This is a genomic window from Nocardia sp. TBRC8007 (genome assembly GCF_056629435.1).
In genome coordinates this window covers 121,003-146,901 of record NZ_JBWSOR010000001.1, presented here as the reverse complement: position 1 = coordinate 146,901, position 25,899 = coordinate 121,003, and the positions used below count along the sequence as shown (strand labels likewise).

The following is a 25,899-nucleotide window of genomic DNA, read 5'->3' as shown; positions in this document are numbered from 1 at the left end:
GGACTACTGAACCTCCTGCAAAGTCTTGACCATCGCGTTGGCTACCGCTATATGACCTGCCCAGCCCCAATGGATGCCGTCTGGATTCGACTCACCGGAGAAAATATTGTCGCGCACCGCGACACCCAAGTCGACCAGCGGCACCGCCGTCCGCTCGGACCAAACTCGTAACGCTTCGACGGCGGGCGGCCTACCAGTGTGCACGCGAGCATAGGCGTCGCAGTTGTGTACCGACGGCAACACAGCGACGACAGGCAGATCGGGACGCAACTGCTCGAGCGCGGTACGTGACTGTTCCAGGTATCCGACACTCACTTTCGGCGGAAGAGCCACAAGGCCGCCGAGTTTCGACAGTATCGGCTGCAACCAGGTGTACGTGGTGCGGACGATGCGACGCAAAGTGGGTGGCCGCACATAGCGGATCAGCTCGCGCAGCGCCGTCGGCAGTGGCGAAGGCAGTGTGTCCATGCCACCGACGGCGAAAACCACTGCACCGGCGCGCGGCACCGCGGCCCAGACCCGAGGATCGCCGATCAAAGCCCAGTATGCGTCACGACAGGTCCAACCGATCCGCGCGACCAGCTCGACATCCCAATCCAATTCGGCAGCAACCAGGTTCGGCCAGATTCGCGGATCATTCGCAGGCAGACCTCCTTCGGGGCCGAAATAGGCGAGCGAATCGGCGAGCACGAGCAGTACCGGACGCGCGGTATCTCCCGGTTTGGCGGGAACGGCGACGACAGCGGATTCGGCGTCGGCCACTCTGTCAACCGACTTACCGGCTACCTGCGCCGACCCCGTATGGGACAACTCGTCCTGGACTGATCCGATCGGCTCTTCAGAGGACATCTGGTGCCACCTTTGCCGCCGCGTTCCACACATCCAGACGCCAGCCGGGCTGTTCGATACTGGGACCGTGGCTGCTGAGCTGCACCCAGCTGGTGTTGGCCAGCCCTCCGAGCACAGGCCAGTTCTGCGGCGGCAGGTCGAGCAGCGCGGCCGTGAGCGCGGCGATCAAGCCACCATGCGCCACCAGAATGATGGTCCGACCGGGCCAATCCTGCCGCGCAGCCAGCAACTCGCGCACCACCGGCAGCGCCCGCGCACCGACTTCGAGTTTGCTCTCACCGTTCGGCGGGGTGTAGCTCGCATCCAACCGCCACGCCATACGCGCACCTGGATAGTCCGCATCCACCTCCAAGTGAGTCAATCCCTCCCAAGCACCGAGATCGGTCTCCCGCAGCCTGGTGTCCGGAACGACAGTGAGCCCGATGTGATCGGCCAACGCTGTGGCGGTATCCCGAGCTCGACGCAGATCCGAGGAGAGGATCGCGATGGCATTGCGCGAAACTAGTTCGCGCGCGGCTTCTTTAGCTTGTCTGCGACCGAGTTCGGTGAGTTCGGTGTCTATCTGACCCTGCATCCGGTCGGTGGCGTTCCATTCGGTTTGCCCGTGGCGCAGCAGGATCAGGGTGCGCACGCCGACATATCTGCTCACGATCGGGCCTCATCCTCCATCGTCGTGGCGGCATGCTGTTGCGAAGCCGCCCCGGCGAGCCCGACGACCGGTACGATGGGGCAGTCCTTCCATAGCCGCTCCAGCGCATAGAAATTGCGCTCGTCGTTGTGCTGAATGTGCACCACGACATCGACATAATCCAGCAGCGCCCAGCGGCCTTCTCGAGTGCCCTCGCGCCGGACCGGCTTATGCCCGGCCGCTCGGAGCTTCTCCTCGACGTTGTCGACGATGGCGTTCACCTGGCGCTCGTTGGGCGCGGACGCAATCACAAAGCAGTCGGTGATCACCAACTGCTCGGACACATCGAGCACCACCACGTCCGATGCCAGTTTCTCATCTGCCGCCAGGGCCGCGACCTGAGCTATCGCCACCGACTCGACCGACGCGCTCATGCTGCATCCCTTCCGGCACGAGCGGAGCCCTCCATGGCCACGCTCCGCTGCCTCCTCCGGGCCTGACCACTCATGCCAGATCCCTTCCGGCACGAGCGGAGCCCTCCATGGCCACGCTCCGCTGCCTCCTCCGGGCCTGACCACTCATCGGGAGATCCCGCTGCGCTCGCTCACGCTCAGCTACCTTCCGCTGCTCCGGGCACATACAGGTGCCGTTTCGATATGTACTGCACCACGCCATCTGGGACGAGGTACCACACCGGCCGATTCTCGGCGGCGCGACGGCGGCATTCGCTCGACGAGATGGCCAATGCGGGGATTTCGATCATGGTCACCGCATCCGTCGGAAGATCTCGCAGGTACTCCTCGAGATGATCGGTGTTCAGCTCATACCCTGGACGGCTCACCCCGACGAATTTCGCCAGTTCGAACAGTTCCGCCCAATCCTGCCATGTCAGGATGTCGGCCAGCACGTCCGCACCAGTGATGAAGTACAGCTGAGCCTCGGGATAGTGCGATCGCATCTCCCGCAGCGTGTCCACAGTGTAGGTGACCTTGCCTCGATCGATATCCATGCGGCTGACCGAGAATCGTGGGTTGGACGCGGTCGCGATCACGGTCATCAGGTAGCGATCCTCAGCCGAACTGACTCGTTTGTGCGATTTCTGCCACGGTTGTCCGGTCGGGACGAAGATCACTTCGTCCAAGTCGAAACGATGGGCGACTTCGCTGGCGGCGACCAAGTGCCCGTGATGGATGGGATCGAATGTACCGCCCATCACCCCGAGCTTGTGCCTACGCCGACCTGTCCCGTGCATGACTGCCGAGCTTAACGGGCCGCACTTGTGACTCGCGGCGGAGAGTGGCGGTGTTTTCGCGGTGTCAGGTGGTACCGATGACGAGGGTGCTGCGGGCGTTCCGCCGACATTGTGATGGGGCGGAGTTCGTTGATTCAGCATCCGGGTGCCCGCCCTGGGGCGTCGTGCCGTTGGGGCAAGCTGTAGACTCTTGATCGGTTCCGCCGCGCTCACTTCTGTGATGAATACGCCAGGTGGCTCGAAGACCGCACCCTGCCCCGCGTTCTCCGGCCGCATCCTGGCCTACGACCTGACCGCCACCACCGAATATGCACGCCTCCGCGCCGCTGCCCGCGCCACCGGGCTCGCCATCTCCACCGCTGACGGCATGATCGCCGCCACAGCGGCTGCCGCGGGCTTCGCCATCGCCACCCGCGACACCTCGCCGTTCGAGTCCGTAGGAATGCCCATTATCGACCCGTGGCAGTAACAGGACGGACGCACCGGTTTTCGTCGGTGCCGGTGCCTATGATCCGGCCGTGACCGATATCGTTCCAGCCGAAGCGCGCGGCTGGCAGACCCCACGTTGATAGATCGGCGGCCACCGAGTACGCCCGCCCGATCCGCAACACCGAGCAGGCATACCGCGCAGACTGGCGCGCGTGGCTGCGATTCTTCGAGGATCTGAATTCCACTCTCGCCAAACAAGTTCCGCACGGGATACCAGAACCGCCGACCGTCATGAACGTGGGCGTGTTCGTGGTATTCATGGCCTGGCACGAACGCAACGAACTGGTTCCGGACACTGCGAAACGCCGCCTCTACGGCGTCATCATGACCCCGCGCCAGAACCATGGCATCGAAGTCCCCGAACAAACCATCAGCGCCGCCCGCCAAACCCTCACCAACTACCGCCGCACACTGGCCAAAACGAACACTCCACGCGGCCGAGGACAAGCACCAGCCGCGACCGTGCCAGACCTACAGCGCATCTGCGCCGCGCTGCTGCCGAACCTCGCCTGGCACCGCGACCGCGCCATCATCCTACTCGGCTTCGCCATCGCCGCCCGCCGGTCAGACCTCGCCGCCCTGGACGTAAGCGACGTGACCGAACACGACGAAGGCCTAGCCGTCACCATCCGCTCCGGCAAAACCGGAGCCCGCGCCGCCGCCGTAGAACAAGGCACCCACTCCGGAACCTGCCCCGTCCGAGCCGTGCGGACATGGATCGAGGCAGCCGGCCTCTCGGCCGGGCCACTGTTCCGACCCATCGGCCGATACGGCACCCCCTGCACCTCACGAATGTCACTGCGGGCATGTAGCGAAGTTGTCACCCGCGCAGCAGCAGCCGGAATCCCTACCGCACCAGCCACAGCCTGCGCGACACACTAGGTACCGGTTGCACGCTGGGTCGGCGCCAACAGCCTCAGCGCGCTCGGCGTGCGCCTGGAACAGACCCGGTTCCTCCGCCACTGCGCTTGTTTCATAAATTTTCTTTGTGAAACACGAGAATTTTACATAAATGATCCTCTACTGTGTGATTCCCATCACAGCTGAGAAGCACACAGGAGTACTTCATGCCCAGCACTACCACCGCTTGCCGGGTCAGCACCGGGCTGACCAGCCTCGCCGCGACAGCAGCCGTCGTTGTTCTCGCAGCACCCTCGGCACAAGCCACCGTCAAAAGCTTGACGATCTCCGGCACCGACCACATCGTCGGCACCAGCTACACCCTGGAAGCCACTGTCGGTGGCATGACGTTCGCCCTGCCCATCACCTGGACCGCCAACGGCGCCAGAATCGGTGGCCCCCATTTTCCCCAGACAGTGAACAAAGCCACACTGAAGTGGACCCCGAGTTCCCCTGGCCGGCATACCATCACCGCCACGCAGGCCAACAGCACCAAGACGATCGTCGTCAACGTCCGCAGCAAACCAAGCAAACCAGGCGGCGGTGGCGGCACCGGAAGCGCAAACGGGATCCTGAGCAGCCTGCTCGGCTGACTCTCGACGAACCAGACCCCTTCCAACAGAAAGAGACCGCAGTCATGACTGTGACAAATGTGAAACACACACACAATCCACAAAAGTGCGTACCCGAGCCCTTCGCGCGGGCACCCGACTGACCAGCCTCGCCGCGACAGCAGCCGTCGTTGTTCTCGCAGCACCCTCGGCACAAGCCACCATCCAAAGCTTGACGATCTCCGGCACCGACCACATCGTCGGCACCAGCTACACCCTGGAAGCCACCGTCGGCGGGATGATGGGCAGCAGCTGACCCGAAACCTGACAGGTGCGCAGCGCGGCGGCTCGGACACCACACCGGCTCCACCACCGCTGCGCTGCGGACCACCGACCCAGCGCATGCTGCTTCCACCAGGGTCGAGACAGTATCCGATAGCACGGTCACCACGCTGATCGGATCGGCCGGGCCGACATAGCTTCAGAGGAGGATTCAACGCCGAGGTCGCACAGAATGACTCAGGTCCAGGCCGGATTGAGTGAGATGAGCAAAGTCGGGACAGTCAGGAACTCGTCGACTGTTGGTTACTCAATCACTGTCTTCTCTCGGACCCGGAACTTCGACCGTACAGCCCCAGCAGCAGACAGTGATTGCCCGACAGCAGGTATCGGGGTCTGGATGATGTGTCCCCGGATACCCGGCGTTGTCGTCGAAAACACCCGCAGCGTACTCGTCATCGGCGCCACCTGACAGCGCGAAAATACCGCCACTTTGCCCTGCGAGTCACAGGCCGCACTTATCTGCCTACGCGGGCCGGTAAGTGCGGCAGCGCCAACTGACGACACCATCTGCACATCGACTGCGTCAGCGAGGCCATCGCCCGGCTCGTCCAGCCACGGGATGATCGCAGCGCACTACCTCGGTCGGCTTCAGCCCTTATACGGGCAGCAACCGGGACACCACTGCGGTGAGCTGTCCGGCCGAACGGCATTCGTGCATCTCGATCACCTCACGGTAGACGTCGGCGGCAGAATCACCGGAACCCCACTGGCTACGCGGCTCCGGGTTGAGCCAGTGCGCATGCTTGGCGACCTCGACCAATGATTGCAGGGTGGTCAATTCCGGGTCGCGGTAATTAGTACGAGCATCACCGAGTATCAGCAGCGAACTGCGACTGGTGACCGCATCCGGATAGATATCGGCGAACCCGGCCAGTGCGTGTCCGTAGTCGGAATGCCCGTCGATGCCCACCACACTCGCTTCGGTGAAGATCCTGGTCATCGCCTGGTCCGGCAGAGCACTCGGATCGAAGAACCGAGTCACCTCATCGACCTGATCGACGAACGCGAAGATCCGCACCCGGGAGAACTGTTCGCGCAGTGCGCTCACCAGCAGCAACGTGAAATTACTGAAACCGGCCACTGAGCCGGAGACATCGCACAACAGCACCAGCTCCGGACGCCCTGGCCGCGGCTTGCGGTTCACCAGATCGATCGGCACCCCGCCGGTCGACATGGATGCACGCAGGGTTCGCCGCAGATCGATCTCGCCGCGACGGGCGTGCCTGCGCCGCACTGCCAGCCGGGAGGCCAGGATGCGGGCCAACCGCTGGGTACTCCGTTTGAGCTCGACGAGTTCGGCCTCGGAAGCACGCAGGAAATCGACATCCTCGGCTTGCCGGGCGACACCGTAACTTGCCACCCGCTCGCGGCCGATCCGTTCAGCGACGCGCCGCTTGGTCTCCGCTTCGACGATCGCGCGGAAACCGGCGATGCGCCGGCGTCCTGCACGCCGAGCGATCTCGAGGTCGAACTCGCCTGCGTCCGGTTTGTCGACCAATCCGGCGAGCATCTTGGCCAGCAAGGTTTGCGGCTGCACCTCTTTCAGTGCCTGATACGCCGAGAACGAAGGACCGCGCGCGGACTGGTACCGGCCGAGTCGCTCGACCAGTCCCGCGGCCAACGCCTCCAGCTGCGAAGCCGCGGTATCTCCCTGGGCGAGCAGTTCCGCGAGCAGCTCACGCAATGCCGGGATGTCCACCTGCCCCGACGGCAGGTGAGGAATCTCGACCTCGTCCGCGACTGCGGCGCGTTCCCCTACCGCCGCCGGAAACCACAGATCGAACAGTCCGTCGAAGGTAGCGCGATGTGTGGTGCGGCGCAGCAGCGCGCACGCCAAACCTTCACGCAATGTCTCACGGTCCATCAGATCCAACACGGTCATCGCCCGGCCCGCGTCCACCGTCTCTGCAGGGCCGACCGGGATCCCGCGTGCCCGCAGTGCTGCCACGAATCCGATCAGGTGTCCGGGCAACCCGTGCGGCGCGCGCAACGACGCGACATCCGCAGAGCCCGGGCCCGCTGCCACGGCTCAGGCCAGCTTCAGTTCGGCCAGTGCACGCTGGTGGTCGCTTTGATGTTTGAGCACAACACCGAGCGTAGCCCGCACGGTGGTGTCATCCAGGTCTTGCGACCCGAGCGCGAGCAGCGTACGGCCCCAGTCGATCGACTCGGCGACCGAGGGCAGTTTCTTCAACTGCATCCCGCGCAACACATGCACGATCCGCACCAGCTGCGCGGCCACCGCGGCGGGCAACTCCGGTACCCGGCTGGCCAGAATACGCCGCTCCAACTCCTCGTCCGGGAAGTCCAGGTGCAGGTAGAGGCAGCGGCGCTTGAGCGCTTCGGACAGCTCACGGGTGGCGTTGGAGGTGAGCACCACGAACGGTTTACGGTCGGCGGTGATGGTGCCCAGTTCAGGCACCGTCACCGCGAAGTCGCTGAGCACTTCGAGCAGTAGACCCTCGATCTCGACATCGGCCTTATCCGTCTCGTCGATAAGCAATACCGTGGGTTCGGTGCGTCGGATCGCGGTCAACAACGGTCGCGATAGCAGGAACTCTTCGGTGAAGACATCGGCTTTCGTCTCCTCCCAGTCGTTCTCGCTGGAGGCTTGGATACGCAAGATCTGCTTGGCATGGTTCCACTCGTAGAGTGCGCGGGCCTCGTCGACGCCCTCATAACACTGCAACCTGACCAGCTCGGCATCCGAGGTCTGCGCGACCGCGCGCGCCAGCTCGGTTTTGCCGACGCCGGCCGGTCCTTCGACCAACAGCGGCTTGCCCAGCCGATCGGCAAGAAACACCGAGGTAGCGGTGGCTTTGTCCGCCAGATACCCGGTGCTCGCTAACTGGTCGATCACATCCTGCACCGATTCGAAGACTGGTTCCTGCTCTGCCCTGTCCGACACCACCCGACACCTTTCTTCCGAACCCATCTCTACGCTACGGCAGCGCGCGGGTGACGCCTATACGACGTCACCCGCGCGGCTGAGGCCTGCGTATCAGAGGGGCCGGATCTGACCCCCACCCCAGACGATCCACTTCGTCGAGGTCAATTCCGGCAGGGCCATAGGCCCACGGGCATGCAGCTTTTGGGTCGAAATGCCGATCTCGGCGCCGAAACCGAACTGTTCACCGTCAGTGAAGGCGGTGGATGCGTTCACCATAACGGCGGCGGCGTCGACCCGACTGGTGAACTCACGCGCCGCGGCCAGGTCGCCGGTGACGATGGCCTCGGTGTGGCCGGTACCCCAGGTATTGATGTGCTCCACCGCCGCGTCCAAGTCGTCGACCACATCCAGCGCGATGTCCAAGGTGAGGTACTCCTCACCCCAGTCGGCATCGGTGGCCGGGACCTGGCCTGGCAGATTTCCGTGGATGGTGACGCCGTGCCGCCGCAATGCATCGGTGAGCCGGGGCAGCGCGGTATCTGCGATCGCGGCATCGATGAGCAGGGTCTCGACCGTATTGCACACGCTGGGACGGCGGGTTTTGGCGTTGATCAGAATCTGCTCGGCCATATCCAGATCTGCGGCCGCGTGCACGTAGACGTGGCAGTTCCCGGTGCCGGTCTCGATGGTGGGTACCTGCGCGTCACGGACTACCGCGTTGATCAGCCCTGCTCCTCCACGCGGGATGACTACGTCGACCAGACCGCGCGCCTGAATCAGATGGATCACGCTGGCTCGGTCCTCACTCGGCAACAATTGTACGGAATCGGCCGAGATCTCCTGCGCAACAAGCGTTTCACGCAGGATTGCGACAAGGGCAGCATTGGATCGAGCCGCTGAGGAGGAACCGCGCAGCAGAGCCGCGTTGCCGGATTTCAGCGTGAGCCCGAACGCGTCGACGGTGACATTCGGCCGGGCCTCGTACACCATGCCGACCACCCCGAGCGGAACTCGCACCTGCCTGATTTCCAGGCCGTTCGGCAGGGCGGAGCCACGGACCACCACGCCGACCGGGTCGGGCAGCTCGGCCACCTGACGCAGACCGGAAGCGATGCCGTCGACACGAGCTTCGGTCAGCCGCAGCCGGTCCAACAACGACTCCTCGGTACCCTCGGCCCGTGCCGCCGCGATATCTTCGGCATTCGCCGCGAGCACTTGATCGGCGCCCGCCAGCAGCGCGTCCGCGGCGGCACGCAGCGCGTCGTTCTTCCGCGCGGTGGTCAGCTGCGCCAGCGACCGCGCCGCGATCCGAGCCCTGCGCGCGGCCTCGTGCACCACCTCGCGCAGATCCGGCTGGGTCGTCATTCCTACCGTCATGGATACAGCCTACGCACTGGGTACGACGCTGCTTCCACCCACTGCGCGAGGCTCTGACGCGGACAGGTGGGGGTGCGGGGCGCAGATCCGGAAGCTACCTTCCAGCGGTATGACGACAGAATCGTGCACCCCAGCGATCGCGGTGCTCGGTAGCATCAACATGGACTTGGTGACCACGACCACGCGCCGGCCGGATCCCGGTGAAACGGTGCTCGGCACGAGCTTTGCCATAGTTCCCGGCGGAAAGGGCGCCAATCAGGCCATCGCGGCACAGCGCGCCGGTGGCAGGACGCGTTTCCTCGGCGCGGTCGGCGACGATATGTTCGCTGCCGGGTTGCGCAGAGCACTCACGGATTCCGCCGTGGCGGTGGACCGGCTGCGCACCGTTACCGGGCCGAGCGGCATCGCCACGATTGTGGTCGACAGTGAAGGCGAGAACACCATCATCGTCGTCGGCGGCGCCAACGCGCAGATGACCGCGCTGTCCGAGGCCGATATGGCGACCATCGCGGCGGCCGACATCCTCTTGTGTCAGTTGGAGATTCCGATCGAGACTGTCGCCGCCGCCGTACACCATGCCCGGATACACGACACCACAGTTGTGCTGAATCCTTCTCCGGTCCGACGCCTCCCTGCGGAGCTGTGGGCCGATGTCGATGTGGCCGTGCTGAATTCGGGTGAAGCACAGCAACTCTGCACCGACCTCGATGCCGTCGCGCACGTGGTCGTCACCCAGGGCGCGGCAGGCGCCACCTATCGCGGGCCTGCTGGTGCTCAGCTGTCTCGCCCGGCCCCTACGGTGAACGTCATCGACACCACCGGGGCAGGCGACGCCTTCACCGGCGCGCTGGCCGCAGCTTGGCACCGCGGCCCGGAGCAGGCACTGGACTGGGCATGCGCGGCCGGAGCGTTGGCGACGACCCAGCTGGGGGCGAGCACCTCGATCCCAGCCAGGGAAGAGATCATCGCCATGCTCGCCGGATGACGCCGGCTGTCATCCTGGAGTCGGCCACCGGTGCCGAGTGACCTCGACCTCCGGTCGATATTCCAGTGCGGCAGGCACCTTCGATCCTTGCCATCGACATAATTATGACGGCACAAAGCGATTTGGATGAGGTCGTCGTGACACTGCGCCAGGTGCTCTGCATCAAAGGGTGAACACCACGTAGTCGGCTACGCACCCGGTGAATCACGCACGCCCGGCGCGAAGCCGACGTTCAGCGCCGACGCAGCACGGCGGCGAACCCCGCGCCGGTCAGAATCAGTCCTAGTGCCAGAGCGAAGCCATTGAGTACCCAATGGTGCGCGGCCGAACGCAGTTCCGGCGATAGTCCCGCAGAGTGCTCGATCAAACGCCAGGTGTCGTCGGGAAAGAAGATCTGCGCGAGGCCGGGCAGCAGTCCCCACACCAGACCGGCGAGTACCGTGCCAGCGGGTGCGTAGCCGGCTAGTAGCGCGACCAGCGACAGCAATAGCGCGCCCACAATGATCTGCGCATTCGAGCTCCATCGGTCCTCCACGCCCCCGAGGATCACCCATTGCCTGCTGTCGAGGGCTCCGTTGGCTACCAAACCGATTCCGATCGGCGTCACCATCAAGCCGATGAGCGTGCCGACCACAGTACGGAAGACGTTGCCACTGGTACGGAACTCCGCACCGGGCGGCGCCCAACCCGCCGGTGGTTGGTAGTGGCTCGACATAGCTGCCTCCTACTCGAAACCAGGACCAGGATACTGTCGGCCCCATTGTCCTTTGTCGAAGTTATTTTCGCGGCAGATGCGGCCCAGCGTCGAACTGGTATTTCTCGGTATGGATTTTCCAGCGAACCCCTCGATACCATTGACTATGCCTTGGCGGCCCTCGTTCTTCTCCCCCACTGCGGAGCCGGACTCGGTGGCAGATCCGCCTGCGATCCGCGACGTGCGCAGATCGTTCGTCACCGCACGCGGTGTCCGCTTCCATATCACCGAGGCCGGTCCAGTGGATGGACGCCCAGTGCTCGCATTGCACGGCTGGCCGCAGCATCACTACGCCTACCGTCACCTGCTCGCCGATCCGCCGGACGGTTTGCGGATCATCGCACCGGATCTGCCCGGATACGGCTGGTCTGGACCCGCACCGCACCGCTGGGCAAAGGAGGATGTCGCCTCGGACCTGCTCGCGTTGCTGGACGCACTCGGCCTCGACCACGTCCTGCTGGCCGGGCACGATTGGGGCGGTTATCTCGGCTACCTGCTCGTACTGCGATCACCGGAGCGGTTCGACGCACTCTTGGCGCTGAACATCGCCCACCCATGGCAGACACCGCGTAGTGTCCTTCCACACATGTGGCGCTTGCTGACCTATCAACCACCGGTCGCCGCCTTTGGCGAATACCTACAGCGACGCACCCGATTCCTGGAGCAACTGATCTTCGCCGGTGGGGTACGCCACCGCGACGCTTTGGGGCCGGACGTGATTCGCGCGTACGCCGATCGCTTCCGCGACCCGGTCTGCGCGCGCAGCGCAACCGACACCTATCGCACTTTCCTGCTGCATGAAGTACCGCTCTCGGCCCGGCGCGGGGAACGACGCCGGGCCCGAGTACCCATTCGGGCCCTCTTCGGGGTCGATGACGTCGCAGTCCATCACGCACTCGCGGACGAAGAAACAGCGCGGGCCGATGACTACCGTCTCGAACTGGTCGAGGATTGCGGACACTTCATTGTCGAAGAGCGACCGGACCTGGTCCGAACCCGGCTGATCGAGCTGGCGAGGGCAACCACGCGACCCGCCTGACCGCACAAGCCATTGCGGCGGATCCAAGTGCGCCGGTGTCCTCGGACACAGAGTGTCGCTGTCCTCGGACACAGAGTGTCGCTGTCCTCGGACACAAAGTGTCGCTGTCCTCCTGCACGATGGAGCGCATGACCACGACGACCGATGCCGTGTGGATCGATATCACCGCCCCGAATCTGCGTGAACAGGCCGAACAGCTACTGTGCGCGCTGGCCGGGTCGGGCGTACAGCTGCGCGAGGACCAGTGGACCGCCATCGAAGCGCTGGTCGTACGACGGAGCAGGGCGCTGGTCGTGCAGCGCACCGGATGGGGCAAGTCGGCGGTGTACTTCATCGCTGCCGCGTTACTGCGCGGAGCCGGTCATGGACCAACAGTCATCATATCGCCGCTGCTAGCGCTGATGCGCAATCAGGTGGCCGCGGCGCAACGTGCCGGAGTGATCGCCGCAACCATCCATTCGGGCAACCTCACCGAATGGGACGACATCCACGCACACGTCGCCGCAGGCCGGATCGATGTATTGCTGGTCAGTCCGGAGCGGCTGAACAACCCGGACTTCCGCGACCACGTGCTGCCCCGGCTCGCGGCGAACGCGGGACTGGTGGTGATCGACGAAGCGCACTGCGTATCGGATTGGGGCCACGATTTCCGGCCGGATTACCGGCGGATCCGGACTTTAATCGCCGACCTCGGCTCCGACGTGCCAGTACTCGCGACCACCGCGACCGCTAATGACCGGGTGGTCACCGATGTCGCCACACAGATCGGCACCGACACCATGGTGCTGCGTGGCTCGCTGGATCGTGCGTCGCTGCACCTGTCGGTGCTCCGATTCGGGGATGCTGTGGAACGCACCGCCTGGCTCAGCAGTCACCTGCCCCGGCTGGCCGGTTCCGGCATCGTCTACACCCTCACCGTCGCCACCGCGCACGACCTGGCCGATGTACTGAACGGGCACGGCCACACTGTGGCCGCTTACACCGGCCAGACCGATCCCGCCGAGCGCGAAGCGCTGGAAATCGCACTGTTGAACAATGAGGTGAAGGCACTTATCGCCACCTCAGCGCTGGGCATGGGATTCGACAAGCCCGACCTCGGATTCGTGGTGCATGTCGGCTCACCCTCATCCCCCATCGCCTATTACCAGCAAGTGGGGCGCGCCGGGCGTGGCAGCGAGCGCGCCGACGTCATCCTGCTGCCAGGCCCCGAAGATGCGCGAATCTGGAGCTACTTCGCCTCTGTCGCGTTTCCGCCCGAGCACCTCGTGCGCGCGGTGCTCGACGCACTGGATCCCGAGCGAGCGCTGTCCACCGCGGCACTGGAACCGTTGGTCGAGCTGAACCGCTCCCGGCTGGAGATGGTGCTGAAAGTCCTCGATGTGGACGGTGCGGTGCGTCGAGTCCGCGGCGGCTGGATCGCCACCGGCCTGTCCTGGACCTACGACACCGAACGTTACGAGCGCCTGTCCGCCGCGCGTAAGGTCGAACAGCAGGCCATGCTCGACTACCAGACCACCTCTAGCTGCCGGATGGAGTTCCTCCGCCGCAGGCTCGACGACCCTGGACTGCCCGCCGATCTCACGGATTCGCTCGGTTGCGGACGCTGTGACAATTGCACCGGCACCCGCCCCGATCCGGCCGTCGCCGCCGATGCCGTCGCCGCGACCAGAGCTCGTCTCGACCGTCCCGGCATCGACATCACACCGCGTAAGCAGTGGCCCACTGGTATGGCGAAACTCGGAGTCCCCTTGTCCGGCAAGATCACTGATGGCGCACAGACCGGTCGTGCGCTCGGCAGACTGACCGACCTCGGCTGGGGACAGCGCTTGCGCGCCCTGTTCGACGGACCAGATGCCCCTGTCCCCGACGAGGTCTTCGACTCCTGCCTCGCCGTGCTGCGCGAATGGGATTGGGCAACCCGACCCACTACGGTACTCGCGCTGGAGTCGGCGTGCTATCCCGTGCTCACCACCACACTCGCCGCCCGGCTCGCCGCAGTCGGTCGCTTGCGCGATCTCGGCACGCTGCGCTCCCGGCCGGGGAGACCGCCGATCTCCGCGGCGAACTCCGCACATCGTGTCGCGGGCCTGTTCGACTCATGGGAGGTTCCCGATCTCTCCGCGGTGCGGGGGCCTGTCCTGCTGGTGGACACGGTCACCGACACTGGCTGGACGTTCACCGTCGCTGCCCACACCCTGCGCGCCGCGGGTATCGAAGCCGTCCTGCCGTTCGCGCTGGCTGCACCGGCGTGACAGTACAGCGGGATAACAATCGAAGGCCCTATGACACGCTGCCGCTTCCGCCGCGATGCTACGGTCGCAGCAGCAGCTCAACCGCTGTTCATCTGCTCCAACCATGTTCCAGCGCACCGAAGGAGGCCCGGCCGTGAACCGAACGACCGTGCCGATCGCGATCGGCCCCACCGAACCTCCTCCGGTTCTACTGGAGAAAGCAGTAATGGAGGCGGGCGCGGTCGTAGCCGAGCTCGACGAAGCACGCGGGCTGATCTGGGTCGGCGGTCCCGGCGAATTCCCCGATACCCTGCCTGCCACCGTAGAATGGGTCCAGCTCCCGGCCGCCGGTGTCGAGGATTGGTTCACCGCAGGCGTCTTCGCCAAATATCCCGACGTTGTATTCACTTCCGCCGCAGGAGCTTTTGCGAACAGCGTGGCCGAACACGCGCTCATGCTGCTCCTCGCGGGTATCCGCTACCTTCCCGAACATTTGCGCGCGACGAGTTGGCGGCAACAGGACTTCTTTCCGCATGTCGGCACGCTGCGTAACAAGACGGTGACCATCGTCGGTGCGGGCGGCATCGGCCGGGCACTGATTCCGATGTTGCTTCCACTCGGTGCGCGTGTGATCGCAGTGAACCGCAGTGGGCGACCGGTCACCGGCCCCGGCATCCCGGAGACCGTGGAAACGATCCCCGCCGTTCATCTCGGCCGAGTCTGGCCGCACACTGACCACGTAGTCGTCGCCGCGCCCGCCACGCCTGCCACCAGGTATCTCATCGGCCCGGACGAACTAGCCCGACTCAAGCCTTCGTCCTGGATCATCAATGTGGCCCGTGGCAGCCTGATCGACACCGACGCGCTGGTGACCGCGCTGACCTCGGGCGCGATCGGCGGCGCCGGGCTCGATGTCACCGATCCCGAACCACTCCCCGATGGCCACCCGCTCTGGACGCTACCGAATGCCATTATCACACCGCATGATTCGAACCCACCACAGTTGCGTCTCGCGACGTTCGCCGATCATGTCGCGGCGAACATCCTGCGGTTCATCACTGAACGGGAGCTTTTGGCGCCGGTCGATCCCGCACGCGGCTACTGATAGCGAAACATCTGGGTGGCAGTCCGGTTCAAGGCTGCCGCAGCCGCGCACCGTCGAACAATGATGCGCCAGGAAAGGCTGATCATCCGCGCATAACGGTTCCGCGCAATCGCCCCGATCAACATCGGCGTACGCGGAAAGGATACGAAGCTTTGATCGGCCTTCTATAAATGTGCCATTGACAACTGGCACATTATTGACTGATCCTCAATACAGGACAGGGTGGATGCGGACCTCGGTCCCGGCATTCTCACCGTGCTCTCGGCACGCATCGCCCGTGACCGCGACGTCGGCTGCTTGTGTACCAGTGGCTATCTCCGGCGCGTGGCTATCTCCGGCGCGGAAAGGTGAGCTGAGATGTTCGGATCGGACAGACTGATGGTCAGGTCCCGGCGCACCTATGGCGCGCACGCCGTGGTCACCGGTGCCGGCAGCGGCATCGGCCGCGCGTTCGCTCGCGAGATCGCAGCCCGCGGTGGCCACGTACTCTGCGTGGATATCGATATAGGACGCACTGATGAGACAGTCGCTCTCATAGAAAACACCCATCCCGGCGTCGCTCACGCCTTCCGCTGCGATGTGTCCCGGCACGAAGACCTGGAGTCACTCGCTTATTTCGCCGACACGCTGTTCGAGCGACCGGTCGACCTGGTGATCAACAATGCGGGCGTCGGCATCGGCGGCACACCAGTAGGCCGCATCGGATTCGACAACTGGCAGTGGACGCTGGATATCAACCTGCGGGGTGTTGTCCACGGCTGTGAGGTGTTCACCCCGCGCCTGCGTGCGGCAGGGCGCGGCGGCATCATCAACGTCGCCTCGGCCGCCGGATTCGCTGCCGCCCCTTCGATGGCCGCCTACAATGTGTCCAAAGCGGGCGTGCTGGCACTGTCGGAAACCATGGCCGCGGAGCTGAGCGACACCGATGTCCTGGTCACCGTGCTGTGCCCGATGTTCGTCCGGACGAATGTCGCACGCGACGGCCGGATCACCGAGGAATCGGCGCAACTGGCCGACCTTTTCATGCGCTGGACCGGTTCCTCACCTGTACGCATTGCCCGTGCCGCCCTCGACGCGCACGACCGCGGGCAGCTCTATGCACTGCCCCAGCTGGAAGCCCAGGTCGTATGGCTGTTCAAACGGTACTTTCCCGCTCACTACACCTATGCCATGGGTCTACTGAGAAAACTACTTCCCCAAGCGAACTCGAGCAATAGCAACCACACATCGGTCACCGTGAGGACAGGAATCTGACATGGCCGTCACGCTGGACTTCGACGACATGTTACGCAAGATCAAGGACCGCCAGTGGGCGCTGGCCGATATCGACTGGAACGCACCCGGCGCCGAGACGATCACCCCCGAACTGCACGCCAGACTAAAACCGTTCATGGCCGACCTGGTGTGGGGGGATCGACGAGGAAAAGCTGTACACCGCGCTCAAACGGTATGCCGGTGTCGGCGAACGCAGCGAGTTCGCTCGCAGGCTCCCGATGTACCAGATCGTCAAACTGCACGGAAGCTGGATCATCGACCGCGGCCATCCCTACCACCGCGTCGCCGACACACTGGTGAAGATCACCGGCCTGGTCCCGAAAACGCTGCTGCGCCGTAATCCGACCTGGTCGAGGGAACTGACCCATAGACAGGCCGCATAACAGGAAATCCGATGAGCACGCACACCCTCGATGTCGCTGTCATCGGCAGTGGGTTCGCCGGAATCGGCACAGCTGTCCGTCTGCGGCAGCGCGGGATCACTGATTTCGCAATTCTGGAGCGCGCCCGCACAATCGGCGGCACCTGGCGGGACAGTACCTACCCCGGCGCAGCATGTGATATTCCGTCCCAGCTGTATTCATATAGTTTCGCACCGAACCCGGATTGGACGCACGTCTACTCCGACAGTAACGAGATTCTCGACTATATCGAAGCGGTGGCCGCCGAATTCGGGCTCCACCCGCACATCCGGTTCGCGCACACTGTCAGCGGCATCGTGTTCGATGAGCGAGCGGGGATCTGGGAGATCACGGTCGAAGGACACCCTGAGGCAATCCTGGCGCGTACCGTAGTGCTGGCAGCAGGACCGCTGGCGAACGCGGGCTTCCCCGATATCCGCGGCATAGAGACCTACCGGGGCCGCACCATTCACAGTGCTCGGTGGGATCACGACTACGACTTCACCGGCAAACGAGTCGCGGTCATCGGCACCGGAGCCAGCGCCGTTCAGATTATTCCGGAACTGGTCGGCAAGGCCGCCTCGGTGAAGGTGTTCCAACGCACCCCTGGCTGGGTACTACCGAGAATCAACCCGCACACCCCCGGTTTCCTCAGAAAGCTCTACCATCAGGTGCCCGTTACTGAGCAGTTGGCACGGCTTGCCTGGCTCTACGGACACGAGTCGATCGCGCTGGGAGTGGTTTGGAACACGCCGCTGACCCGAGTGGTCGAGCTGATCGCCAAGGCACAGCTGCGCAGACAGGTCGAGGATCCTTGGCTGCGCCGTCAGCTCACCCCACAATTCCGGGCAGGCTGCAAACGACTGTTGCTCAGCGACAACTACTACCCTGCACTTCAGCGCAATAATTGCACGCTGATCACCTGGCCGATCGTCAAGATCTCCGAGCAGGGTATTCGCACCGCGGAAGGAATCGAGCACCAAGCGGATTGCCTTGTCTTCGCGACTGGTTTCGAGGTGCCCAAGACCGGAACGCCCATACCGGTGGTCGGACGAGACGGACGGATTCTCGCCGAGGAGTGGGCGCACGGGGCCTACGCCTACAAAAGCATCGCGGTGTCGGGATACCCCAATCTGTTTCTCACGTTCGGACCCAACTCCGGGCCTGGACACAACTCAGCGCTGGTGTATCTGGAGGCGCAAATCGAATACCTGGTCAGCGCCATCGATACGATTCTGGACCGGGATCTGCTGATACTCGATGTCCGACGAGATCGGCAGGATCGCTACAACACCGCCATCCAGCGCAGGCTAGCCGCCACGACCTGGAATTCTGGATGCCGCAGCTGGTACATCACCGAAGACGGATTCAACCCGACTATGTATCCAGGGTTCGCCACTCAGTACCTCCGCCAGCTGCGCACCGTCGATCTGAACGACTACCTCGTAGTCGAGTCACGCACCGACCATCGGCAACTACAACTCACCCCGTCCTCCAGCTCCTGACCGCGGAAACTCACCGGTATAGGTAACCGCGTGTCGACTGTGGACGACGCCAGTTCGGAGCCCGCAGAACCCGATCACGCCGGAGCGAAGCTCCGACGAAAGTCGAGGCCAGGAACCGATAACGCGGGCGATAGAATACGGTCCGCGTGAATTCAGTTATGTGCCGCCGGTCCAGTAGTGCCGTAGCGAGTGAGGGAGGTGGGGTCGACGCCGGAGTACCGGATCGATGACCTCGCGCGCGCCGCGGGCACCACCACCCGCAATGTGCGCGCCTACCAGGAACGCGGACTTCTGCCGCCACCGGTCGGCAAGGATGGCAGGGCCAGCATCTATGCCGACGCGCACTTGGCACGCCTGCGCCTGATCGATGCGCTGCTACACCGCGGCTTCACCACCGCACATATCGCCGACTTCATCACTAGCTGGGAGACTGGTAAAGACCTGACCGAGGTACTCGGTCTGCAACATGCCGTGACAGCGGCTCGGGCCGAGGACAAAGCCCTCGAAGTACCACGCGAGCTGATCGGCAGCATCCTCGGCGCCGAGGCCGACGAGCTGGTCGAGCGGCTACACGAGATGAAGCTGATCCGGTTCGATGACGACACGATAGTGTTCACCGAGAACCAACTGCTCACCTCGTTCACCGAGCTACACGAATACGGTATAGAACTACGCACATTCATCGAGATCTACGCTGCGGTGGCCGAGCGGATCGATGACATCACGCATATAATGATCACTGCCGCCGAACAGCACATCATCGATACGCACGGACCCGGCTGGCTGCCGGAAACCAACGGTGAAATCACCGAAACCACAACGATGCTGAACAAGATGCGCGGACTGGCGGTCACTTCGGTACACGCTACGCTGGCCCGCTCACTGGACGTCACACTGCGACGCGAACTCGGCGACTACCTCGCCACGGCCGCAGACCGGGAGTGTACCGAATCAACTCCGGAGACCTGAGCCGACTACGCATCCCCGGCGGATCCCGCCGATGTCCTCGGCGATAGCGCCCGCGGCATGATCCGGGAAGCACAATCAGGCCACCTCGCTCCAGTGAGACTGGAGGACACCGAGCACGCCCACCTCGAACAACCGGCTCTCGACCATAGTGCCGCCTGGAGCACAGCTGCGGGCGGGGCCGCCGAGTCGACACGCGAAATCCGATATGCCCGCTTTGGTGCACATCAGCTCCGGTGCGACATACCCTCTCTAACAGTCGCGACGTACTTCTCAGGCAAACGCAGGTCGCCAACTCTGACTCGAGCTGATCGTCGTCCCTTCGACAGAAGGAATCGCTGTGCTACCCGACCGAACGAGAATACCCCCCTTACCACTGGTCCAGGCCGTCGAAACGGTCCGCAACCTGCTGGCCACAGCGTATCGCAAGCTGGTGCCGGGGCATACCGCACTGATGGAGCTGATCACAGCGGGATGGACCACGCAGGCAATCCACGCCGCCGCCGAGCTGGGTATCGCCGATGAGCTGACCGCAGGCCCACGTTCGGGCGCGGAGCTCGCGGCGGCGCTCGACGCGGACGAGGATGCCCTGCGGCGACTGTTAAGGCTGCTGATCAGCTACGGCATCTTCGCCCAGCAGCGCGACGACAGGTATAAGCTGACGCCGATAGCGCAGGCGCTGCGCCGGGACGCGGCGGTGTCGCTGCGTGACGCGGTGCTGCTCTTCGGTTCGCCCGGCCACCGAAACCACTGGTCATATCTGGTCGAAGCCGTCCGTTCAGGCAAACCGGTTGCCGAAAAGCTGCACGGAATGCCGTTCTTCGCTTATCTCCAGCACGATCGCGACTTCGGCGACTGCTACGACCGCGCGATGACCAGCATGAACACTTCCGCGCTCGAACCGCTGTTGGCGGCCTACGATTTCGGCCGCTATTCGACCATCGTCGACGTCGCGGGCGGGGAGGGGATTCTGCTCACCGAAATCCTGCGCCGTGCCCCCCGGTCGCATGGAATCCTGTTCGACCTGCCCGAGGTCATAACCTCCGCACCCGACCGGCTTGCCCGACTAGGCCTCGCCGACCGCTGCACCAGCGAAAGTGGATCATTCTTCGACAGCGTGCCCAAAGGCGGCGACGCCTATCTTCTCAAACACATCCTGCATGACTGGGACGAACAAGACGCGGGACGCATCCTGGATGCGGTGCGCGACGCCATGGAACCCGATGCCCGGTTGCTGATCATCGAAATGGTCCTGCCCGAACACGCGGGCCCGCATCCGAGTAAGTCCATCGATTTGGAGATGCTGGTACAAGTCAGCGGCAGGGAACGAACCGAAAACGAATACCGTCGGCTCCTGGAACGCCACGGGTTCACGTTGACCAAACGCGTACCGACGGTCTCCCCGGAAAACATCTTGGAGGCTCGGGTGAGCTGAAAGCCGCCCTGCGGCATCGGGCCTCGATCCTGGCCGCACGTATCGGACCGCTCCGTTACCGGAACCGAGACCGCTATGCTGGCAACACTATCGGCGAATTCGGCGGAAAGGCTATTCGACCGTGGATTGGACCTTCACTCCGGATGAATTCGCTCATATCTGGTGCGAGACCGACAGTGATCGCACTCCTTTCCCACTGCGCATCATGACGACGCCGAGCAACGAGAACGACGCCGAGCGGCTGCGCACGGCGCTCGCCGAGCGGCTGCCACCTCGGTCCGATCCCGATCTCTCGGCGTGCCTGCGCATCCTGGCCGAGCCGCACACCAGGATCGTCGTGGTCGGCGGTACGTATCAGCCCGGCAACGAACTACGGCTGCTGGCCGTAGGCATCTACAACCACGCCGTGCTCGCGATACAACAACCGGGACCGACCCCGGATTTCGGTGGTCGTGTGCGGATTTCAATCGGGCACAGCGCCAAGCTGGGCAAGCGGATCGCAGCGCTATTACCACCAACGCCACCGGGCACAGAACCCGCTCGGGTCGCTTCCGGCGGCGCGGTACGCGACGATGAGTCCGTTCCGGCGCCATGCTCAGCCGCAGTGCGAATCCGAAGACTACTGCTCGCGCCACATACCGCAGAGGGATATATCCGGATCGAGTCACGGCTGGATCGTCCTGCCCCGCCGCCACCGATCCTCTATACCTGGATCGACGTACGTAACGACGGCCGGTACCTGATCAAGGCAGGCAGCGAGGTACGCATCACCCCTGTCTCACCCGAACAGATCGCTGTCCAACTGCAGAAACGCATTCCGGGATAAGCCATATCGGCGACTGTGGACAGTGCGGGCCTTGACCGACTACTGCTGCCCCGACGCCCGCTTCCGGTTAGTCTGAGCCATATCGACCGACCTCAGGGGTGAGCGATGACGATCGAGACCAGCCGAACCGATATCGCACGATTCAAACAGGCAGCACAGGACGGGCGTGTCCGGTTCGACCCAGCGGCGGCGCGCAAGTGCGCCGAAATGTACCACCGGCAAGTTGATCAGCTGCTCTACTTGCAACAGTGCTTGGAATCCGTTGCGGAACTCGACGGATTCGGTGGGTTCGTCTCCGCACAGCAGTTACGGGCAGGTTTTCGGCACAAAGCGCGGGACGCGGCGGCCCTGCTCGACCACTACATAGCGGCGACCCACCGGCTACAAGAAGCATTCCTGATCAGCGGCGGCCTCCTCGAAGAGGCCGACGCCGCCGGTGCCGCCGCGCTGCGCGCCGTCGAGACGAGGCTGCCCCGATGACCAGCTTCGATCCCACCTACATCGGTTCGATGGAACATTTCGAGTCGATGCGACACGAGGAGATCTACGCCAAAGCACAACAAATCGATGCCGCACAGCTACTGTGCGCCTCTGCGACCTGGTTGGAGGTGGCCGGAGCACTCACCACCTCGTTCCCGCTCACTCGCACTGCCGTGGATCGCATGATGAACTCGGTGGAATGGGAAGGCGCCACCGCCGATGCCGCCGAAGCAGGTATCCGCAGCTTCACAGCATCGATAGACGAACTGGCCGCAGTACTCGGCCAGGTCGGTGCCCGGCTCGGTGGGGTCGCCGCGGCTGCCGAGGCAGTGAAGGTAGCGATAGTGCCGCCCGGTGGTTCCGGACCAGTCGGCGCGATCGCGAAAGTCCTGGAGGCCGCGCACGTCATCGACGCGCAGATGGCACAGGAGGCGCTGCGCCAAGAGGCAGTGCTGGCGATGAACACGATCTACAAGCCCGCCTACTCCGCGGCAGGAACCGACGTACCCGCCCTGCCCACCCCACCCGGCACATCCGCGGCATCGCCCCAGACTCGACCGATCCGGCCCGACAGATCAGAACACCCGCTGTCCGAACACACCTATCCGGATACCGAATCGGATTCGGGAACAACGATCCCCGCACCTGCCTCCTCGCAACCTCCCGCACCACATCACGATTCGGATCATCCCGGCCAGCGAAAGCCCGATACACAGCAGCCCTCTCCAGTGCCGTCACCCCAGCAAGCGCCTCCCGCCCAGCAGCTCCCGGGACCCACGCCCTCGGCACAGCCCCCGATCCCAGGCCTGACGAACCCCACGATCCCGTTGCCCGACCCAGGTGGTCAACCCGGTGTCACCGGCCCGATAGAGGGCGGCCGGCACCAGCCGCCTACGAAGAATCAGCCCGGAATCGTCCCGTAGCGGTAACGCGCGCACCAGTGCGGATCACACCTTGACCAGATCGTCAGCGTGGATGACGGGCCGTTGCATCGTGTCAGGCAGTTCAGCGGTGGAACGGCCGAGCATGCTCGTCAGCTCGGCGCTGTCGTATGCGACGACGCCACGCGCGACAACGCGATTGTCGGAGGCCACCAAATCGACCACATCGCCGCCGTAGAAGCGGCCTCGAACGCCGACGATACCCGCGGCCAGCAGTGAGCGACGTCGGTGCGCCACCGCCTGGACCGCACCGTCATCGATGAGCAGCACGCCGCGGCTGTCGGCCGCATGCCGGACCCAGAACTTACGGGCGGACAACCGCACCGGACGGGCGGCGAACGCGGTGCCGACTGTGCCGGTGGTCAATGCGGTGTCGGCCGAAGACGCGGCAGCCAACAGGACAGGCACGCCCGCATCGGCCGCCAGGCGGGCCGCGGACAGCTTGGATGCCATGCCACCGGTACCGAGCGCACCACCGCTGCCCGCGATCACACCGTCCAGGTCCGCACTACTGCGGACCTCGGGAATGAACGTGGCCGCGCCCTTGCGCGGGTCACCATCGTAGAGCCCCGCTACATCGGACAGCAGCACGAGGGCATCGGCGCCGACCAGATGCGCGACCAGTGCGGCGAGCCGGTCATTGTCTCCGAAGCGGATCTCTTCCGTCGCGACAGTGTCATTTTCGTTCACCACCGCGATCGCGCCGAGCGAACGCAGGCGATCCAGCGTGCGCTGCGCATTGCGGTGGTGCTCACGGCGAGCGAAATCGTCGGCGCTCAGCAGCACCTGCCCAACCGTGCGGCCGTATCTGGCGAACGATGTTCCCCAGGCATGGGCTAGGGCCAGCTGACCGACGCTCGCGGCAGCCTGCTTGGTGGCCAGATCACGTGGACGACTGCTCAGTCCGAGCGGCGCGATGCCCGCACCGATCGCACCTGAGGATACGACGACCACATCCGAGCCCGCGCGCATACGCGCCTCCACCGCGTCGGCGAGTCGATCCAGTCGCGTGGTGTCCAAGCCGCCCTTCAGGCTGGTCAACGCGGAAGAGCCGATCTTCACCACAACACTTCTCGCTGACGAGATCGCCTGCCGGGCTGCGCTCAACCCCGACGAATCGGCCTCAACGGTAATCGAACTCACCTGCATGCCCACTGAACACACGCTATTCCGTACCCTCTTGGCGATCCTCTTGGTCTTCCCGCACCAGTCCGCGCCGCACCCTGGAGGCATGTTTGCGTTCGGCCGCACTCACCCGGTCGGACCGCTCCAACCGGATATCGGTGCCGCGCCCGGTAGGTGTCATGTCGATCCCTGCCGAAATCTGCGGCTCCCACTCGAAAGTCACCTCACCGATCGTGACTGGTGCTCCTGGTTCGGCCCCCAGCCGTACCAGCTCGTTCTCGACACCGAGGCGAGCGAGACGGTCAGCCAGATAACCGACGGCCTCATCGTTGTCGAATTGTGTCTGCCGCACCCAACGCTCAGGCCGGGTGCCGCGCACAAGGAAGCCGCCCGGCTCCGTCGGATCGGCGACCACGCTGAATCCGGCCTCGTCCACTGCGATCGGACGAATAACCGGGCGCTTGGGCGCCGCATTCGGGTGCTCTTCGCGGTATCGGCGCACCAGGTCCGCAAGGGCGAAGGTCAAGGTGCGCAAACCCGCCCGGCTCACCGCAGAGATCTCGAACACCGCCCAGCCACGCTCGACGAATTCCGGGGTCACCATCGCGGCCAGCTCAGCGGCATCGGGTACGTCGATCTTGTTCAAGATCACCACACGCGGGCGCTCGGCCAGGTCTCCGAGTCCGGCGTCGGCGCTCAGTGCCGGAGTGTAGGCGGCGAGCTCGGCCTCTAGCGCGTCCACGTCGGACACCGGATCGCGGCCGGGCTCCAGCGTGGCACAGTCCACTACATGGGCGAGCACCGCACAGCGCTCCAAGTGTCGCAGAAAGTCCAGTCCCAGCCCACGGCCCGCGCTCGCACCTGGGATCAAGCCGGGCACATCGGCGACGGTGAACGTGGTGTCGCCGATAGCGACTACACCGAGATTGGGTACCAGCGTGGTGAAGGGGTAGTCAGCGATCTTCGGCTTGGCCGCCGACAGCACCGAGACCAACGATGACTTACCCGCCGAAGGGAAACCGACAAGCCCTACATCAGCAACCGATTTCAGCTCCAGCACCAGGTCGAGCTCTTCGCCGCCCGCGCCGAGCAGCGCGAAGCCCGGCGCCTTGCGCACCTTCGAAGCCAGTGCGGCATTGCCCAGACCACCGCGCCCACCGCGCGCGACGATGAAACGGTTACCCACACCGACCAGATCGACGAGCATCGTACCGTCGTTGTCGAGCACCATGGTGCCGTCTGGCACTTTCAACACGATATCGGCGCCCCGCTTACCGTCCCGGTTGCCGCCCTCTCCCGGCTTGCCGTTACCCGCCTTGGCGTGCGGGTGGAAGTGGAAATCCAGCAAGGTGTGCACATTGGAATCGACCTCGAGGATGACGTCTCCGCCATGGCCGCCGTTGCCTCCGTCTGGCCCACCGAGTGGCTTGAACTTCTCACGGTGCACAGAAGCACACCCATGACCACCTTTGCCCGCGCGCACGTGCAGTACGACACGGTCGATGAACTTGGACATACGCCGGATCATCCTCCTTCAGGACTGGTCGTACTCG

Annotated in this window: 25 protein-coding genes and 1 pseudogene; 16 read left to right on the top strand and 10 right to left on the bottom strand. The window is 64.3% G+C overall.

All coding sequences use genetic code 11. From position 1 onward, the window contains the following. Positions 1–3: 3 nt before the first annotated feature. From octT to nadD, 4 genes are all read right to left on the bottom strand, one after another. A complete protein-coding gene (gene octT, locus ACX4ZE_RS00635) occupies positions 4–849 on the bottom strand; it encodes a diglucosylglycerate octanoyltransferase (protein ID WP_480271261.1) in 846 nt (281 codons plus the stop codon). Beyond that, entirely contained in the window at positions 839–1,498 is a 660-nt protein-coding gene (locus ACX4ZE_RS00630) for a histidine phosphatase family protein (RefSeq protein ID WP_480271260.1), read from the bottom strand. Before ACX4ZE_RS00630 ends, octT begins: the two co-directional genes overlap by 11 nt. Further along, a complete protein-coding gene (rsfS, locus tag ACX4ZE_RS00625; RefSeq protein ID WP_480271259.1) occupies positions 1,495–1,911 on the bottom strand; it encodes a ribosome silencing factor in 417 nt (138 codons plus the stop codon). Before rsfS ends, ACX4ZE_RS00630 begins: the two co-directional genes overlap by 4 nt. Before the next feature lie 176 nt (positions 1,912–2,087). Next, a complete protein-coding gene (gene nadD / locus ACX4ZE_RS00620; RefSeq protein WP_480271258.1) occupies positions 2,088–2,729 on the bottom strand; it encodes a nicotinate-nucleotide adenylyltransferase in 642 nt (213 codons plus the stop codon). A 220-nt stretch (positions 2,730–2,949) separates the two neighbouring features. Here nadD and ACX4ZE_RS00615 point away from each other — a divergent pair, with 220 nt between their 5' ends. The 4 genes from ACX4ZE_RS00615 to ACX4ZE_RS00600 all read left to right on the top strand — a co-directional run bounded on the left by ACX4ZE_RS00615 (position 2,950) and on the right by ACX4ZE_RS00600 (position 4,985). After that, positions 2,950–3,198 carry a PIN domain-containing protein gene (locus ACX4ZE_RS00615; RefSeq protein ID WP_480271257.1) on the top strand — a complete coding sequence of 83 codons (249 nt, stop codon included), beginning with the start codon at positions 2,950–2,952 and terminating at the stop codon, positions 3,196–3,198. Between the two features lie 257 nt (positions 3,199–3,455). Beyond that, positions 3,456–4,100, top strand: a complete 645-nt coding sequence (locus ACX4ZE_RS00610) for a site-specific integrase (protein ID WP_480271256.1) — start codon at positions 3,456–3,458, stop codon at positions 4,098–4,100. Positions 4,101–4,285: 185 nt separating this feature from the next. Next, complete coding sequence (locus tag ACX4ZE_RS00605; protein ID WP_480271255.1) at positions 4,286–4,711, top strand: hypothetical protein; 426 nt, start codon at positions 4,286–4,288, stop codon at positions 4,709–4,711. 85 nt (positions 4,712–4,796) lie between these two features. After that, positions 4,797–4,985: a hypothetical protein gene (locus ACX4ZE_RS00600; RefSeq protein ID WP_480271254.1), complete on the top strand. Its 189-nt coding sequence runs from the start codon at positions 4,797–4,799 to the stop codon at positions 4,983–4,985. 621 nt (positions 4,986–5,606) lie between these two features. On the opposite strand, the gene ACX4ZE_RS00595 is transcribed toward ACX4ZE_RS00600, so the two are convergent. The 3 genes from ACX4ZE_RS00595 to ACX4ZE_RS00585 form a co-directional block, all read right to left on the bottom strand. Further along, complete coding sequence (locus tag ACX4ZE_RS00595; RefSeq protein ID WP_480271253.1) at positions 5,607–7,037, bottom strand: vWA domain-containing protein; 1,431 nt, start codon at positions 7,035–7,037, stop codon at positions 5,607–5,609. A 3-nt stretch (positions 7,038–7,040) separates the two neighbouring features. After that, a complete protein-coding gene (locus ACX4ZE_RS00590) occupies positions 7,041–7,919 on the bottom strand; it encodes an AAA family ATPase (protein ID WP_480271252.1) in 879 nt (292 codons plus the stop codon). A 93-nt stretch (positions 7,920–8,012) separates the two neighbouring features. Beyond that, a complete protein-coding gene (locus tag ACX4ZE_RS00585; protein ID WP_480271251.1) occupies positions 8,013–9,278 on the bottom strand; it encodes a glutamate-5-semialdehyde dehydrogenase in 1,266 nt (421 codons plus the stop codon). Positions 9,279–9,387: 109 nt separating this feature from the next. Between ACX4ZE_RS00585 and ACX4ZE_RS00580 the strand changes: the two genes are divergently transcribed. Next, positions 9,388–10,263 carry a ribokinase gene (locus ACX4ZE_RS00580; RefSeq protein ID WP_480271250.1) on the top strand — a complete coding sequence of 292 codons (876 nt, stop codon included), beginning with the start codon at positions 9,388–9,390 and terminating at the stop codon, positions 10,261–10,263. A 232-nt stretch (positions 10,264–10,495) separates the two neighbouring features. On the opposite strand, the gene ACX4ZE_RS00575 is transcribed toward ACX4ZE_RS00580, so the two are convergent. Then, the gene (locus ACX4ZE_RS00575) at positions 10,496–10,978 is read right to left on the bottom strand and encodes a hypothetical protein (RefSeq protein WP_480271249.1); all 483 of its coding nucleotides are present in this window, start codon (positions 10,976–10,978) and stop codon (positions 10,496–10,498) included. A gap of 145 nt (positions 10,979–11,123) precedes the next feature. Here ACX4ZE_RS00575 and ACX4ZE_RS00570 point away from each other — a divergent pair, with 145 nt between their 5' ends. The 11 genes and pseudogenes from ACX4ZE_RS00570 to ACX4ZE_RS00520 all read left to right on the top strand — a co-directional run bounded on the left by ACX4ZE_RS00570 (position 11,124) and on the right by ACX4ZE_RS00520 (position 23,203). Beyond that, positions 11,124–12,056, top strand: a complete 933-nt coding sequence (locus ACX4ZE_RS00570; RefSeq protein WP_480271626.1) for an alpha/beta fold hydrolase — start codon at positions 11,124–11,126, stop codon at positions 12,054–12,056. A gap of 119 nt (positions 12,057–12,175) precedes the next feature. Beyond that, positions 12,176–14,308 (top strand): RecQ family ATP-dependent DNA helicase, encoded by a 2,133-nt coding sequence (locus ACX4ZE_RS00565; RefSeq protein ID WP_480271248.1) that lies wholly within the window; start codon positions 12,176–12,178, stop codon positions 14,306–14,308. 133 nt (positions 14,309–14,441) lie between these two features. Next, on the top strand, positions 14,442–15,392 hold the full coding sequence (locus tag ACX4ZE_RS00560) for a D-isomer specific 2-hydroxyacid dehydrogenase family protein (RefSeq protein WP_480271247.1): 951 nt from the start codon (positions 14,442–14,444) through the stop codon (positions 15,390–15,392). Positions 15,393–15,749: 357 nt separating this feature from the next. After that, positions 15,750–16,646 (top strand): SDR family NAD(P)-dependent oxidoreductase, encoded by an 897-nt coding sequence (locus ACX4ZE_RS00555; protein WP_480271246.1) that lies wholly within the window; start codon positions 15,750–15,752, stop codon positions 16,644–16,646. Between the two features lies 1 nt (position 16,647). After that, a pseudogene (locus ACX4ZE_RS00550) lies at positions 16,648–17,050 on the top strand (hypothetical protein). 11 nt (positions 17,051–17,061) lie between these two features. Then, a complete protein-coding gene (locus ACX4ZE_RS00545; protein WP_480271245.1) occupies positions 17,062–18,573 on the top strand; it encodes a flavin-containing monooxygenase in 1,512 nt (503 codons plus the stop codon). A gap of 189 nt (positions 18,574–18,762) precedes the next feature. Continuing rightward, entirely contained in the window at positions 18,763–19,542 is a 780-nt protein-coding gene (locus ACX4ZE_RS00540) for a MerR family transcriptional regulator (protein WP_480271244.1), read from the top strand. A 337-nt stretch (positions 19,543–19,879) separates the two neighbouring features. Continuing rightward, on the top strand, positions 19,880–20,974 hold the full coding sequence (locus ACX4ZE_RS00535) for a methyltransferase (RefSeq protein WP_480271243.1): 1,095 nt from the start codon (positions 19,880–19,882) through the stop codon (positions 20,972–20,974). Positions 20,975–21,095: 121 nt separating this feature from the next. Next, a complete protein-coding gene (locus ACX4ZE_RS00530; RefSeq protein WP_480271242.1) occupies positions 21,096–21,800 on the top strand; it encodes an ESX secretion-associated protein EspG in 705 nt (234 codons plus the stop codon). A gap of 105 nt (positions 21,801–21,905) precedes the next feature. After that, on the top strand, positions 21,906–22,280 hold the full coding sequence (locus ACX4ZE_RS00525; protein WP_480271241.1) for a hypothetical protein: 375 nt from the start codon (positions 21,906–21,908) through the stop codon (positions 22,278–22,280). Next, positions 22,277–23,203: a WXG100 family type VII secretion target gene (locus ACX4ZE_RS00520; protein WP_480271240.1), complete on the top strand. Its 927-nt coding sequence runs from the start codon at positions 22,277–22,279 to the stop codon at positions 23,201–23,203. The genes ACX4ZE_RS00525 and ACX4ZE_RS00520 overlap by 4 nt, the downstream gene beginning before the upstream one ends. Positions 23,204–23,227: 24 nt before the next feature. Here the strand turns inward: ACX4ZE_RS00520 and proB are convergent, their stop codons facing one another. Both proB and obgE read right to left on the bottom strand, forming a co-directional pair. Further along, positions 23,228–24,328 (bottom strand): glutamate 5-kinase, encoded by a 1,101-nt coding sequence (proB, locus tag ACX4ZE_RS00515; protein ID WP_480271625.1) that lies wholly within the window; start codon positions 24,326–24,328, stop codon positions 23,228–23,230. Positions 24,329–24,386: 58 nt separating this feature from the next. Continuing rightward, positions 24,387–25,862 (bottom strand): GTPase ObgE, encoded by a 1,476-nt coding sequence (gene obgE / locus ACX4ZE_RS00510; RefSeq protein ID WP_480271239.1) that lies wholly within the window; start codon positions 25,860–25,862, stop codon positions 24,387–24,389. Positions 25,863–25,899 lie beyond the last annotated feature (37 nt).

Excerpts from the sequence above, each read along its gene's own strand:
- octT (WP_480271261.1), bottom strand. The coding sequence starts at position 849 with ATGTCCTCTGAAGAGCCGATCGGATCAGTCCAGGACGAGTTGTCCCAT.
- rsfS (WP_480271259.1), bottom strand. The coding sequence starts at position 1,911 with ATGAGCGCGTCGGTCGAGTCGGTGGCGATAGCTCAGGTCGCGGCCCTG.
- nadD (WP_480271258.1), bottom strand. The coding sequence starts at position 2,729 with ATGCACGGGACAGGTCGGCGTAGGCACAAGCTCGGGGTGATGGGCGGT.
- ACX4ZE_RS00615 (WP_480271257.1), top strand. The coding sequence starts at position 2,950 with ATGAATACGCCAGGTGGCTCGAAGACCGCACCCTGCCCCGCGTTCTCC.
- ACX4ZE_RS00605 (WP_480271255.1), top strand. The coding sequence starts at position 4,286 with ATGCCCAGCACTACCACCGCTTGCCGGGTCAGCACCGGGCTGACCAGC.
- ACX4ZE_RS00585 (WP_480271251.1), bottom strand. The coding sequence starts at position 9,278 with ATGACGGTAGGAATGACGACCCAGCCGGATCTGCGCGAGGTGGTGCAC.
- ACX4ZE_RS00580 (WP_480271250.1), top strand. The coding sequence starts at position 9,388 with ATGACGACAGAATCGTGCACCCCAGCGATCGCGGTGCTCGGTAGCATC.
- ACX4ZE_RS00575 (WP_480271249.1), bottom strand. The coding sequence starts at position 10,978 with ATGTCGAGCCACTACCAACCACCGGCGGGTTGGGCGCCGCCCGGTGCG.
- ACX4ZE_RS00570 (WP_480271626.1), top strand. The coding sequence starts at position 11,124 with ATGCCTTGGCGGCCCTCGTTCTTCTCCCCCACTGCGGAGCCGGACTCG.
- ACX4ZE_RS00565 (WP_480271248.1), top strand. The coding sequence starts at position 12,176 with ATGGAGCGCATGACCACGACGACCGATGCCGTGTGGATCGATATCACC.
- ACX4ZE_RS00555 (WP_480271246.1), top strand. The coding sequence starts at position 15,750 with ATGTTCGGATCGGACAGACTGATGGTCAGGTCCCGGCGCACCTATGGC.
- ACX4ZE_RS00545 (WP_480271245.1), top strand. The coding sequence starts at position 17,062 with ATGAGCACGCACACCCTCGATGTCGCTGTCATCGGCAGTGGGTTCGCC.
- ACX4ZE_RS00525 (WP_480271241.1), top strand. The coding sequence starts at position 21,906 with ATGACGATCGAGACCAGCCGAACCGATATCGCACGATTCAAACAGGCA.
- ACX4ZE_RS00520 (WP_480271240.1), top strand. The coding sequence starts at position 22,277 with ATGACCAGCTTCGATCCCACCTACATCGGTTCGATGGAACATTTCGAG.
- obgE (WP_480271239.1), bottom strand. The coding sequence starts at position 25,862 with ATGTCCAAGTTCATCGACCGTGTCGTACTGCACGTGCGCGCGGGCAAA.